The sequence below is a fragment of the Streptomyces sp. NBC_00354 genome, from assembly GCF_036106915.1.
GTDB lineage: Bacteria > Actinomycetota > Actinomycetes > Streptomycetales > Streptomycetaceae > Streptomyces.
On the sequence record NZ_CP107983.1, the window covers coordinates 487,825 to 499,686 of the forward strand.

Annotated in this window: 14 protein-coding genes; 8 read left to right on the forward strand and 6 right to left on the reverse strand. The window is 70.6% G+C overall.

The window, feature by feature from the left end; genetic code table 11:
- Window positions 1-35 precede the first annotated feature (35 nt).
- A complete protein-coding gene (locus OHT74_RS02340) occupies window positions 36-1,157 on the forward strand; it encodes a PI-PLC domain-containing protein (protein WP_328619120.1) in 1,122 nt (373 codons plus the stop codon).
- 22 nt (window positions 1,158-1,179) lie between these two features.
- Here the strand turns inward: OHT74_RS02340 and OHT74_RS02345 are convergent, their stop codons facing one another.
- The 3 genes from OHT74_RS02345 to OHT74_RS02355 all read right to left on the reverse strand — a co-directional run bounded on the left by OHT74_RS02345 (window position 1,180) and on the right by OHT74_RS02355 (window position 3,782).
- Window positions 1,180-1,410: a hypothetical protein gene (locus tag OHT74_RS02345; protein ID WP_328619121.1), complete on the reverse strand. Its 231-nt coding sequence runs from the start codon at window positions 1,408-1,410 to the stop codon at window positions 1,180-1,182.
- A 67-nt stretch (window positions 1,411-1,477) separates the two neighbouring features.
- The gene (locus tag OHT74_RS02350; RefSeq protein WP_328619122.1) at window positions 1,478-2,851 is read right to left on the reverse strand and encodes a ferredoxin reductase family protein; all 1,374 of its coding nucleotides are present in this window, start codon (window positions 2,849-2,851) and stop codon (window positions 1,478-1,480) included.
- 229 nt (window positions 2,852-3,080) lie between these two features.
- Window positions 3,081-3,782, reverse strand: a complete 702-nt coding sequence (locus OHT74_RS02355; protein WP_328619123.1) for a ribonuclease H family protein — start codon at window positions 3,780-3,782, stop codon at window positions 3,081-3,083.
- A 179-nt stretch (window positions 3,783-3,961) separates the two neighbouring features.
- On the opposite strand from OHT74_RS02355, the gene OHT74_RS02360 reads away from it, so the two are divergent.
- Window positions 3,962-4,906 (forward strand): nucleoside hydrolase, encoded by a 945-nt coding sequence (locus OHT74_RS02360; RefSeq protein ID WP_328619124.1) that lies wholly within the window; start codon window positions 3,962-3,964, stop codon window positions 4,904-4,906.
- 35 nt (window positions 4,907-4,941) lie between these two features.
- Here OHT74_RS02360 and OHT74_RS02365 read toward each other — a convergent pair whose 3' ends face one another.
- Window positions 4,942-5,166, reverse strand: coding sequence for a hypothetical protein (locus tag OHT74_RS02365; RefSeq protein WP_266660097.1), 225 nt, complete (start codon window positions 5,164-5,166; stop codon window positions 4,942-4,944).
- Between the two features lie 85 nt (window positions 5,167-5,251).
- Window positions 5,252-5,644 carry a hypothetical protein gene (locus OHT74_RS02370; protein WP_328619125.1) on the reverse strand — a complete coding sequence of 131 codons (393 nt, stop codon included), beginning with the start codon at window positions 5,642-5,644 and terminating at the stop codon, window positions 5,252-5,254.
- A gap of 146 nt (window positions 5,645-5,790) precedes the next feature.
- Between OHT74_RS02370 and OHT74_RS02375 the strand changes: the two genes are divergently transcribed.
- Window positions 5,791-6,552, forward strand: coding sequence for a maleylpyruvate isomerase family mycothiol-dependent enzyme (locus tag OHT74_RS02375; protein WP_328619126.1), 762 nt, complete (start codon window positions 5,791-5,793; stop codon window positions 6,550-6,552).
- 97 nt (window positions 6,553-6,649) lie between these two features.
- Here the strand turns inward: OHT74_RS02375 and OHT74_RS02380 are convergent, their stop codons facing one another.
- Window positions 6,650-7,501 (reverse strand): dienelactone hydrolase family protein, encoded by an 852-nt coding sequence (locus OHT74_RS02380; RefSeq protein WP_328619127.1) that lies wholly within the window; start codon window positions 7,499-7,501, stop codon window positions 6,650-6,652.
- 84 nt (window positions 7,502-7,585) lie between these two features.
- Here OHT74_RS02380 and OHT74_RS02385 point away from each other — a divergent pair, with 84 nt between their 5' ends.
- The 5 genes from OHT74_RS02385 to OHT74_RS02405 all read left to right on the forward strand — a co-directional run bounded on the left by OHT74_RS02385 (window position 7,586) and on the right by OHT74_RS02405 (window position 11,858).
- Window positions 7,586-8,575 (forward strand): GlxA family transcriptional regulator, encoded by a 990-nt coding sequence (locus OHT74_RS02385; RefSeq protein WP_266660105.1) that lies wholly within the window; start codon window positions 7,586-7,588, stop codon window positions 8,573-8,575.
- A gap of 62 nt (window positions 8,576-8,637) precedes the next feature.
- Entirely contained in the window at window positions 8,638-9,213 is a 576-nt protein-coding gene (locus tag OHT74_RS02390) for a hypothetical protein (protein ID WP_328619128.1), read from the forward strand.
- Window positions 9,210-10,064 carry a DUF5995 family protein gene (locus OHT74_RS02395; protein ID WP_328619129.1) on the forward strand — a complete coding sequence of 285 codons (855 nt, stop codon included), beginning with the start codon at window positions 9,210-9,212 and terminating at the stop codon, window positions 10,062-10,064. The genes OHT74_RS02390 and OHT74_RS02395 overlap by 4 nt, the downstream gene beginning before the upstream one ends.
- A 124-nt stretch (window positions 10,065-10,188) precedes the next feature.
- The gene (locus OHT74_RS02400; protein WP_328619130.1) at window positions 10,189-10,530 is read left to right on the forward strand and encodes a hypothetical protein; all 342 of its coding nucleotides are present in this window, start codon (window positions 10,189-10,191) and stop codon (window positions 10,528-10,530) included.
- Window positions 10,531-10,817: 287 nt separating this feature from the next.
- Window positions 10,818-11,858, forward strand: a complete 1,041-nt coding sequence (locus OHT74_RS02405; RefSeq protein WP_328619131.1) for an AraC family transcriptional regulator ligand-binding domain-containing protein — start codon at window positions 10,818-10,820, stop codon at window positions 11,856-11,858.
- Window positions 11,859-11,862: the final 4 nt, after the last annotated feature.

The following is an 11,862-nucleotide window of genomic DNA, read 5'->3' on the forward strand; positions in this document are numbered from 1 at the left end:
AGCGGATCGACGGCCCGCGCGCTACCCTCCTGCGCATGGTTGACATGGACACGCTCCGAATGTGGTCCCACGGGCGCCTTCGCAGCGCACCGGCGCCCGGCTCGCGGACCGCCCCCGCCGCGCTCGCGAGAAGGACCGGCCGACGCAGCTTCGTCTGCCTCCTCCTGCTGGCCCTCCTGGGCGCGGCAACCGCAGCGTCCGCCTCGGCCCCGGCCGGAACCTCCTCCGCCCTCTCGGTCTCCCCCGGTACGCGTGCGGCCGAGGCGGCGGCCGCCCGCTGGGGCGACCGCCGCCTCGACGAGGCCGCCTTCCTGACCACCCACAACGCCTTCACCAACTACGACGACTCCCGCTGGAGTTCGGTGAACCAGGCCGAGTCGGTGCGCGCCCAGCTCGACAACGGCGTCCGCGGCCTGAGCCTGGACACGCACTGGTACGAGCGCAGCACCTGGCTGTGCGTCATCAGCTTCGGCAGCGACTGCTACCCCAGCGACGTCTACCTGTGCCACGGCGACTGCAAGACCTTCGCCGGCGCCACGTACGCCCTGCCGCGGCAGTCCTTCCAGGGCACGATGCAGACCGTGGTGGACTTCCTCGCCTCCCATCCGCAGGAGGTCGTGACCGTCTTCCTCGAGGACTACGTCGGCGCCGACCAGCTGGGGCAGTCCCTCGGCCGGGTCAGGGGGCTGCCCGAGCTGCTGTTCCGGCCCGACGACTGGGGCGTACGGCAGAACGGATGGCCGAAGGTGGCGGACCTCGTCACCGCGGGCAAGCGCCTGCTGATCTTCTCCGACCGGTCCGACCGTGAGCATCTGGGCGTCATGTACGACAAGTCCTGGACGGTGAGCAACTACTGGAGCCTCGGGGACATGGGCAACGACCTCGCGTGCGTCACCCGCTGGCCCGATGTGCCCCTGGACCGCCAGGAGCCCGGATTCCGGCGGCTGTTCACGATGAGCCACCACCGCAACGTGCCCACCGTCCTCACGGCGGCTCTGGACAACGGCGCCAAGCTGCGCAGCCGCATCGCCGAGCAGTGCCGGACCGCGACCGGGGGCCGCAGCCCGAACTACGTCTCGGTCGACTTCCACCGGCTGTCGGACGGCAGCGGTCACACACCCGCCTCGATCGTGGCGGAGCTCAACGGGAGCCCCTGAGCACCGGTGATGGAGCAGACGGTCAGTGCTCGGACTGCAGGCTCGGCTTTCCGCCCGGTGCCGGGGCCGGCGCGGCCGGGTCGACGGTCGCCGTGATGACCGTGGCGGTCAGCACGCTGGCCAGGGCGAGCCCGGCGACGAGCCACCTGGAGCGCGGGCTCTTCCGGTGCCGGGCGGTCGCCCGGCGGGCCCGCGGATGCGGGGCGGTGTCGCCCTGCTGGAGGGGCTCCTGGAGTGCGGGGTACCGGTTCATCGCGGATCGGGTCCTCGGTAGGTCCAGTGGGTTCAGTGGATGCAGTGGTTCAGCGGATGCAGTGGGCTCAGTAGGTGAAGCACTCCGTGTGGATGCGCGCGGCGGGGACGCCTGCCCTGATCAGTGCCGCAGTGGTCGCATCGGCCATGCCGGGAGGCCCGCAGAGGTAGACGTCACGGTCGGACAGGTCGGGAACGAGCGCACGCAGCGCCTGGGGCGCGAGCGGGTCGTACGCGGCGTCGGAGCGGCCCACCAGGTAGTGCAGTGCGGCCTGCCGGTCGGCGGCGATGGCCTCCAGCTCATCGCGCAGGACCAGCTGGTCGGCGTCACCCGCCCGGTAGAGCAGAGTCAGGTCGCCGGGGCCCGCGGGCAGGGACTCGAAGAGGGCGCGCATCGGAGTGATCCCGATGCCGCCGGCGATCAGCAACACCTTGGGGCGGGTGCGCCGCCGCTCGGTGAGCGCACCGAACGGGCCGGTCGCAAGGACTCTGGTGCCGGGCCGGAGCCCGCGCACGCGCCGTGAGTGCCCGCCGAGCGCCTTCACGGTGATGCGGAGGCGGTCGTCGCGGGCGGGCGCGGAGAGCGAGAACGGCAGGGCGGTGTGCCACAGGCCACCGGTCAGGAACCGCCAGCGGAAGAACTGACCGGGCTCGGCCCGGAGTTCGCGGAGCCGGCCTCCTCGGACGGTGACGGAGACCACGCCGGGGCCTTCCCCTTCGACGGTGGCGACGCGCAGCCCGTGCCGCAGGGCCTGACGGACCGGGACGATTCCGCGGTACCAGGCGAGCACTACGCCGACGACGGTGTGCAGCAGGGCCCAGAACCAGGCGGTGAGGGCGGTGACGGCGACGTCGGGGCCGGCGAGCTGGTGGACGAAGCCGAGCGCGGCGGCGAGGTAGGTGAGGAGGTGGATGCCGCGCCAGGCCTCGTGCGAGACCCGGCGGCGGACAGCCCGGGCAGAGCACAGGCCCACACCTGCCAGCAAGGCGGCTCCCGCGAACGCGGCGGCGACGGCCGGATACCGGAACAGGGCCCCGGTGGCGGTCAGCAGGTCGGTCCCGGTGCGCAGGGCGTACACGACGAGGGCGAACAGCCCGTGGGCGCCGCACAGGACCAGAACCCACCGGCCACCGAAGGCGTGCCAGCGGGCGAGGCGGTCGGCGCCCACCCCGTGCTCGACCGCGGGCACGCGTGCCATCAGGAAGAGCATGGCGAGGATCCCGTAACCCGCGAGGAGACCGGTGAGGTGTGCGGCCGCCCCGATGAGTTCGTCGGGGCGGGCGGACGGATGCACCTGCACGGCCCACAGCAGGGTGACGGCGGCCGCCCCTCCGGCCAGGCCGGCGCGCAGCCGCTCGGGCGCGGTCTTCATCTGCGCCGGCCCGCGCCGGGGCCGGCGGCGGCCGAGGGGCCGGGAGGGCGCGCGGGAGAGCCATGCCAAGTCCGTTTCACTCGGCAACTATGTGCAAACTCGCTCGCGTCAAGCAACGGTGATGACTTCCGTCACGGACGACGATAGGAGCGATATGTCCGCTCCTGAGGGATATGGATGTCCCCGGTCGACTCGCCGACAGCTTTTCGCACTCGCCGTTTCGGCTTTGCATTCCTGCAGTACAGACGCGTGGAGAGTGCCTGCCTACCACACGCGGACGCGCGTTTTGGGCAATTTTTTACGCTTGTACGGCACTGGCGCAGCCCGGGTGCCCCCAGCGGCTGTCGAGCTTGGTGATCATGTCGCCGACCGCGTACGACGTTCCGCAGGGGCAGCTGCCGGGGAACTTCGCCTTGATGGAGCCCCGGCTGCGGGTGGGCTTCTTGGCTCCGGCTCCGGCTGCGGCTCCGGCTGCAGGCTTTGAGCGCGACGTGGACGTGCGGGCGGGAGCGGGCACCGGCATCGACGCGCTGCCGAGTGCCGTGCCGGCCGCCTGCTGGGTGACGGCGGCGTCGCTGGCGGCCTGGTCGGCGATCGCATTCAAGTGGTCGCCGTCCTCACGGTGGGCCGGAACATAGCGGAATTCCACATCCCGCTCGGCCAGCAGCGCGTCGATCTGCTCGACGAGCTCCCGGTTGGCCACGGGTTTGCCCGCCGCGGTCTTCCACCCGTTGCGCTTCCAGGCCGGGAGCCATTGGGTGACCGCCTTCATGGCGTACTGGGAGTCCATACGGACCTCGACTGCGGTCCCCGGGGCCAGGGACTCCAGCAGCCGCTGGAGGGCGGTGAGCTCGCCCACGTTGTTGGTGGCCCGGCCCAGCGGGCCGGCCTCCCAGCGTTCCGGTCGGCCCTGTGTGTCGGCGACGACCCACGCCCAGCCGGCCGGTCCGGGGTTTCCCTTGGCCGCGCCGTCACAGGCGGCAATGATGCGATCAGACATCCCCCGATCATGCACCACCGCCGCCCCGCCGCGAATTCGGCTCGTAGGGACGGCACGGTGAGCGTGCCGACCGGATGCGTCGACGAGGAATTCCCCGCAGCCGGTCCGAAAGCCTCCTGGCCACGGGGGTGCCGGAGCGGCACAATGGGCCGGGTCAGCGCCGCCCGGCAGGAGAGCGTGTGCCCGTACCGATCATCATCGACTGCGACCCCGGACACGACGACGCCCTCGCGATCATGCTTGCGGCGGGTGACCCCGCAGTCGACCTGCTGGCCATCACCACGGTCGCAGGCAATCAGACGCTCGCGAAAACCACACTGAACGCGCGCCGGGTCTGCACGGTCGCGGGCATCACCGATGTGCCCATCGCAGCCGGCTGCGCCCGGCCGCTGGTCCAGGCGCTGAAGGTGGCGGACGACGTGCACGGCGTGTCCGGTCTCGACGGGCCGAGCTTCCCCGAACCCACCGTGGACGTGGTCGCCGAGCACGCGGTGGACCTCGTGTACCGGATCCTGACCCGGCACCCGGAGCCGGTCACCCTCGTCCCGACGGCGCCGTTGACCAACATCGCCCTGCTGCTGACCCGTCATCCCGATGCCGCCTCCCGCATCCGGGAGATCGTCCTCATGGGCGGCTCGACGGAGCGGGGCAACCGGACCCCGGCCGCCGAGTTCAACATCCAGGCAGACCCGGAAGCCGCGGACATCGTCTTCCGCAGCGGTGTTCCGCTCACCATGTGCGGCCTGAACGTCACGCACCAAGCGCTCGCCACGCCCGAGATCGTCGCCCGCTTCGAGCGCCTGGGCACCGACCTGGGGCAGGTCTGCGCCGAGCTGCTGACGTTCTTCGCGTCCACCTACCGCACGCTGTGGGGGTTCCAGGACCCGCCGTTGCACGATCCGGTCGCGGTCGCCCGGGTGATCGATCCGGGCATCGTGCACTGCGTGGATGCGAACGTCGTCGTCGAGCTGCAGGGCCGGTACACACGGGGCGCCACCGTCGTGGATCTGCACCGGTACATGGACCGACCGGTGAACGCGCAGGTGGCGCTCACCCTGGAAACCGGCCTGTTCTGGGACCGGATGGTCGCCGCCGTGACGGCTCTCGGCGACCGTACGGCCTGACCGGTCCGGAAGTCGTCACGACATGGGCTCGGCCGTCAGACGGGCTCGGTGGCGAAGAGCTCCAGGTGGCCGCACTTCGGGCAGCGGTAGGCATCGATCTGGCGGCGGGGCCGCCCCAACCGCTTCGCGCCGCCGAACAGGCCACGCTCCAACGGCCCTACGATCCAACGGGCGTAGCCTCGCGACCCTTCGCCGGAGTCCTCGACGAATCCGGGCTCGAGGCCGACGGTCCCACAGTACGTGCACCTGACATCACTCACCCTGCGAGCGTCTCACAACTGCTCCGGCATCGACACGGGTTGCGTGAAGGGGACGCCCACGGCGGTGCGATGCGGGCGGGGTTGGTCAGGCGGGCGTGAAGACGTCCTCGCGGGTGTCGTCGAGGATGAACCCGAGGTCGAGGCGGACGCGGACGGTCACGCGGTGCCGCTGCTCCTCGTAGGCGATCCACGCAGGTTCCAGGGCGCCGACCTGCTCTTCGAGCTGCCGCCTGCTTTCCGTGGGCATTTCGTGGCCGAAGGTGTCGAGAAGCGACTTGAGCCGCTCGTACTCGCGAGCCTCGTGACTCTGATGGTGGTGCTCGACCACCCGCTCGACGGTGCCCTCGGTGCCTGCTGCCAGATACACGGACCCGACGACGGCCTCCGATGACGTCGCGGACTCCCCCGTCATCGCAACCCAATCGGTCAGCCTGGTGTCCGCGGCCAGCTTCACCCGCTGGCCTTCTTTCAGCGTCATTGATTCTTCGTCTCTCAGATCGGTGCAGGCCGAAGTTGACATCCTCAGCGCTTGCGAAATACCTTCACCATTAGTTAAGGGTATCAATCATCTAGTTCCTTAAGCATTCTCGCCACCCGGGGCGCACCATCAGAGGAAGGCCAGACATGAACCCCGCCCAGCACGGAACGGCCGTCGCAGCCGAGACCGCCCGCTTCGTCGCCGCGGTCAAGGCGGCCGACCTCTCCACCCCGGTGCCGACCTGCCCCGGCTGGACTCTCGCCGACCTCACGCAGCACGTCGGCAGCGTGCACCGCTGGTTCACCGAGCTGCTTCGCCGGCGCATCCAGCAGCCGCCGACCAGCCGTGACGTGGACCTGCGCCTGCCGGAACACCCCGAGGGGCTCCCGGACTGGCTGGCCGCGAGCGCCGCGGAGGCGGCGGAGGTGTTCGCCGCCACCGACCTGGACGCACCGATGTGGGCCTGGGGAGTCGACCAGCATGCCCGGTTCTGGGTCCGGCGCATGCTCTTCGAGACCCTCGTCCACCGCGCCGACGCGGAACTCGCACTCGGCACCTCCCCGCACATCGACCCCGTACTGGCGGTCGACGGCATCGACGAGTTCCTCACCAACCTGCCGTTCGCCTCCTCCTTCGCGCCGCTGACCGGCCAACTGCGCGCCCCGGACCGGACCATTCGCTTCAGCTGCACGGACGGCGAAGGCGACTGGCTCGTCGGCCTGCGCGCCGACGGCTTCGCACTCGTGGCCGACAACGCCGGGCCCCGTGCCGCGGACGCCACCGTGCGGGGTTCGGCTGCGGACCTGCTCCTGCTCCTCTACGGCCGCCTGGACCGCCGGAGCGACGCCTTCCACGAGCTCGGCGACCCGGACCTGCTCACCCACTGGTTCGCCCACTCGGCCTTCTAGACATCGCCTACGGGCCGCCAGGGCGCGGCGCGGAGGTCGGCAGTGCTGCGTCGCTCCCGCACCACGGGGGGGGCGTCGGCCGCCCGGCCTACCGCGATCATGGAAACGATCGGCCAGCCGGGGTTCGGCCGAGCCGGTCGGCCAGGAAGGCGAGGATCTCGTCGCGGGCCTGCACGGTCGGGTGACCGTCCTGGTCGACGAGATGTGCCGTGACGACGCTGTGGGCGCAGCCGACGACGTCACGGAAGAACGGCGGAGGGTTCGTGTTCGCCGCGTCGGCCGCCAGGACGCGGCCGTCGAATGCATCGCCGAGCAGCGCTCGGTAGGCCGCGAACCGCTGACCGGTGCACCACTTGTCGTTCTCGAAGCGGTAGGCGAGAACCTTCAATCCGTCTCGCCCGATGCGTTCCGCCAGGGCAGCGGCGTCATCGTCGCCGATCTCCAGACCGCCTGCGTCGTCGAGGGGAAGCGACGGGTGGTTGACCACGGGTGCGATGACGGCGGGTTCGAGCGCCATGGTCAACGCGAAATTGCCCGTGAAGCACAGGCCCACGGCGCCGACGCCGGGTCCGCCTCGCTCGGCGTGCGCGATGCGGGCGAGGCCTCGTAGCCACGACACGACCGGACTGGTGCCGCCACCGGCGAACGCTCGGAACTCGGCGCTGACACAGGCGCGCCGGACAACGGTCTGGGCAGCCTCGGCGAGCGGATAGGCACCGTCCACGCCGAAGAGAGAAGGCATGTACACGGAGAACCCGGCATCGCGTACCCAACGTGCCAGCCGCGCGACGTCGGGACTGATGCCCGGCATCTCGGGCATGAGGATGACTGCCGGTCCCGACCCGGCGACGTACACGGTCTTGCTGACGTCGTCGACGCCGACGGCTCTCCGCGAGAAGTCGTCCAAGGGGTCGCTCTGCCCTCGCATGGTTGTCATGACCGAGATCATGACGAGAGGCTGTCCCCCTGAGAAGCGGCGGTATCGCCATGTATCACGGTGATACCGCCATCCGTCGGGTGCTGGAGGAGCCGCATGAGCCCGCTGCGCGTCAGTGTGCTGGCCTACCCGGGCTGCTTCGCGTCGGAGGTGTTCGGGGTCCCCGACCTGTTGGCCATGGCCACCCATGTCGCCGCAGCACAGGGCACGGCGCAGCCGTCGTACGAGACGTCGGTCGTCTCGCCCAGGCGGCGGGTGATCGCGTCCGGTGGGTCGGCCATCGACGTCTCGGCGGTGCGCCCCGCGGACGTTCTGATCGTTCCGGGCTTCGAGGCGCCGCCCACGCTCGATCTCGATGCGACGCTCGCGAACCTGAAGCCGGAAACCGCGGCGATCCGGTCGCAGGCGGCTTCCGGGACCGCCGTCGTATCGATCTGCGTCGGCGCCTTCCTCGTCGCCGAAGCCGGCCTGCTCCATGGGCGCGAAGCGACGACGTCCTGGTTGTTCGCCGACCGGTTCGCCCGCCGGTACGCCGACGTGCGCGTCCGAGCGGAGCAGTTGGTCGTGACGGACCGTGGTGTGACGACGACAGCGGCCTTCACCGCGATGTACGACTTCGCGCTGCACCTCATCCGCGAGCACGACGGCCCCCACATCGCCCGCAGCACGGCGCGCATCGCCCTCGTCGATGACGCACGGTCCACGCAGGCTCCGTACGTCGACCAGGGGCTCCTGCCCGCCCCGGGCAGCGGCTTCTCGGCCGGCGTCAAGCGGTGGCTCGAGCAGAACCTCCAAGCCCGCTACGACCTGCCTGCCCTCGCCCGGGCCTTCGGCGTGAGCACGAGGACCATGCTCCGCCGCTTCGGCGACGAAGCCGGCCGGACGCCCCTCGCGTACCTGCAAGCGGCCCGGGTGCGTCGGGCTCGGCACCTGCTGGAGACGACCGACCGGAGCGTCGCGGTCATCGCCGCCGACGTCGGGTACCGCGACCCCGGTACCTTCAGCGGAATCTTCGCCAGACACACCGGCCGGCGGCCGAGGGAGTACCGCGCGATGTTCCGTCGGCACGATGACCACCGCGGCTGAACCAGGAAAGACACGCCCTCCGCTCACACTACGTGCACGTATCGGCCGGTACGCTACACAACGTGACGAACCATGTGGACGGTTCACCGTCCCGCTCAGACGCCCCCAGTCACGTCTACTACTTCGACGTGGGGACCGGCGACTGGCAGGGGCTGTTCACCTTCCGGGTCACGTCCTGGAGACGCCTCCGACAGGACCGCGGGGTCGGGCTGCTGAACCGGGTGCTCGTCGTCGCCATGGACCTCACGCAGCGGCTGACCGGGCCGTCCCGGCTGGATTCGACCATCGTGGCGAGCCCGTCCGCGGGCACGTTCGGCGTCGCCGACAACGTGGTCAGGGTCTCCAAGTTCGGCGTGACGCTGTACCTGTTGAAGGAGCGGTACGTTCTCGCCCCTGACGGCAGGGGTGTCACCGTCGAGGCGAACGAGCAGTTCAGTCCGGTCCCGGCCATCCTGACGCGGAAATTCACCTACCCCGCGGAGATCCGGCCTTCGGGCCTGGGTTCCACCTACCACATGCCGCTGCTGGGGAGCCCCTGGACCGCGACGTACGAGGTGGGAGCCGACCGGCAGAGCCTCGCGGGCGAGCTCGTGTGCGACTGGGCGAAGGCGACGGAGAGCGCCCGCCGGATCTCATGACGGAGGACGCCACTGCTGTTGCCGCCGACAAGGTTCTCGGGGTCGCCGGAGAACTGACCGCCCGCGTCATGCGGTACGACGCCGCGCGGGATGCCCGCGCGGTGTTCGCGTACACGTACTTCCGCCTGTCCTCCGACCTCGCCGCGAGCCTGCGGACCGACGTGCCGGCGTTCACGGCGCCGGAGTGGGTCGCCGAGCTCTCCGTCTCCCTCGCCGCGGCCTACTTCACGGCGATGGACGCCATCGACACCTGGCTGGGCCCCGGCTCCCGCCCCCGCGGGGAAGTCCGCTGCGCCGACATGCCGGAGAGCATCCCGAAACCCTGGCGGGACGTGTACGCCGCCTCGACCGTACGGCACTCCTACGTCCTGGAGGAGGTGCTGTTCTCGATGATGGCGCACATGTCGTACGACCTGCCGCTGGCGCTCCAGGCCCTGGCCCGGGCGGGCCGCGGGGAACTCCGCGACCACATCGCAGACTTCCACCGGATGAACGACCTCCTGGCCTCCTCCGTCGACGTGGTCCAGGACGAGATCTCCGCCCGGTACTGCCGTCGACTGCACTCGCTGGACCGCTTGTTCACCGGCGACGACGAGCTGTTCACGAGTTACGGGATCCGGGTCGCGCGGGGCATGGCCTGGTTCAACTGCGACAGGCTCCTGGATCCTCGGGCGACCGCCGAGGCGAAGGGCTCCATCAGCAGGTCGACTGCCGCGTTCATCGCCGAGTTCCGCTCGCCGGACGACTTTCTGCGCCGCCACGCCTTCCGAGTCCTGCGGGCCGTGGTCCCCTCCCGGCGGCAGTGGCCGCCACCGGGCACTCCCGTAGAGGCGGCCCTGCGGTCCGTCTGAGCTCCGGTCCACGGGCCATTAGGGTCGTGGGGAACCGTCCGGGATCACGTGGAGGCATGGTGGGCACAGCTCTGGTCGCATTGGCCGCCGCCACCGTCGGCGTGGTCGCCACCGGGTCGAGCTGATGAACTTCCTGTGGCTGGTGCAGAAGGGGGAGGTCACCCCGGAGGGCCGGCAGGCGATGGAGGCCGCCCGGCATGCCCACCACGCCGCCTTCGCCGAGGCGCAGATGATCGCCTCCACCGCGGTGATGGACGAGCTGGATGTCATGACCACGGCACTGTCCGAACTGTACGGACGGACGATGCGGCTGGAGGAGGGCCACCCGGTGCCGGGCGGCTCCTTCCAGGAGATACACGACGAGCTGCAGGAACTCTGGAGCCGCGGGCAGGACCTCCGCGCCGTGATGCGCGCCGACCTGGGCGTCGACGGCGGCCCGGTCACCCGCCCCACTGCGCGCCCCTGAGCCGGGCGGCAGAGCGCCGCGAGGTGATCGACAGATGGCGCACTGACCCGACCCCCGTACGGGGCAGTGCGCCAAGAGGGGCCATCCGGCGTCACGCCGATCTCGTCCCTCCGCCTCCCGAGAACGATCACCACGCTATGGCGGCGGACTCTGCCCGGCACAGGGCAGCGCACGCCACCGAGGGGACCGTGCGCGCCAAGGGGGGACTCTCCACGCCGTGATGGGGACATCAGGCGCCGTGCCACGGCTATGACCTGGTAATTTCTGCTGGTCTATGCTCATCCGCTGTGATCTTGCATGCGCACCAGGGGACGACCTCCTCGGCCCTCACCCGTCTGAGCGTCAACGCCGCTCGTCGGCTCGGCATACCCCGGGACGGGTACGCGCACCTGCTGGGCGTGGCGCCTGAGCACCTCAACGACGACCTGTGCCGAACCCCCGCGGCCACGAGCATCCGTATCGCGGAACTGACGACCGTCCACGCTTCCTGGACCGAGTTGGCCTTGGTACTGGCCGAGCAGTCGGCCATCGGCGCCCTCGGGGTCTGGGACTACCTGATCACCTCCGCGCCCACACCGCTCGAAGGGATCCGAGACGCCTCGGCGTACTTCGCCACCGTCGCCGACACCGCAACGGACAACCTGCGGATCGTCGAGGACGGCGAGCTGGTCACCATCAGCCACGTCAACGAGGCCGATCTGACGTACGAGGCGGCCTGCGCCATCCGCGCCTACGCCCTCGGCCTGTACCAACGGCGTCTGAGCGAAGCCGCACAGCGCCGCCTCGTTCCCCTCCGTGTCACCCTGGCCGCCGAAGCGCCCCGTCGGCACGAGCCCCTGACCGGGCTGTACGGTACCCGCGCCATCGAGTTCGAGGCGCCGGTCAGCTCGATCACCTTCCTCGCCTCCGACTTGAGTGCGCCGACGCCACACGCCCAGCCCGGCCTGTCGACCGTGCTTCGAAGACACGCCGAGCAGACCCTCGCCGGCGCGATCCCGCTGCACAACTGGCTGGACCTCTTCCGCACCGCCCTGGCCTCCGTCCACGACGAGGCCACCACTGCGACGCTGCCCGCGGTGGCACGCCGCATGGCCGTCAGTACGAGAACCCTCCAGCGCCGCCTCGACGAACACGGCACCACCTGGAGCAACGAGGTCGAGGCCGTTCGGCGGGCCCACATCACGCGCCTGCTCCACGACACCGACCTCGGCATCGACGCGATAGCCGCCCGGAGCGGCTACGCCGACGCCCGCGCCCTGCGGCGGGCGGTCCAACGCTGGTACGGCACCACGCCCGCCAGGCTGCGCCGCGACGGGCGCTCGCTCTGAAGGC

Coding starts and splice junctions, on each gene's coding strand:
- OHT74_RS02380 (WP_328619127.1), bottom strand. CDS start 7,501: ATGATCTCGGTCATGACAACCATGCGAGGGCAGAGCGACCCCTTGGAC.
- OHT74_RS02355 (WP_328619123.1), bottom strand. CDS start 3,782: ATGTCTGATCGCATCATTGCCGCCTGTGACGGCGCGGCCAAGGGAAAC.
- OHT74_RS02385 (WP_266660105.1), top strand. CDS start 7,586: ATGAGCCCGCTGCGCGTCAGTGTGCTGGCCTACCCGGGCTGCTTCGCG.
- OHT74_RS02375 (WP_328619126.1), top strand. CDS start 5,791: ATGAACCCCGCCCAGCACGGAACGGCCGTCGCAGCCGAGACCGCCCGC.
- OHT74_RS02370 (WP_328619125.1), bottom strand. CDS start 5,644: ATGACGCTGAAAGAAGGCCAGCGGGTGAAGCTGGCCGCGGACACCAGG.
- OHT74_RS02345 (WP_328619121.1), bottom strand. CDS start 1,410: ATGAACCGGTACCCCGCACTCCAGGAGCCCCTCCAGCAGGGCGACACC.
- OHT74_RS02400 (WP_328619130.1), top strand. CDS start 10,189: ATGAACTTCCTGTGGCTGGTGCAGAAGGGGGAGGTCACCCCGGAGGGC.
- OHT74_RS02340 (WP_328619120.1), top strand. CDS start 36: ATGGTTGACATGGACACGCTCCGAATGTGGTCCCACGGGCGCCTTCGC.
- OHT74_RS02395 (WP_328619129.1), top strand. CDS start 9,210: ATGACGGAGGACGCCACTGCTGTTGCCGCCGACAAGGTTCTCGGGGTC.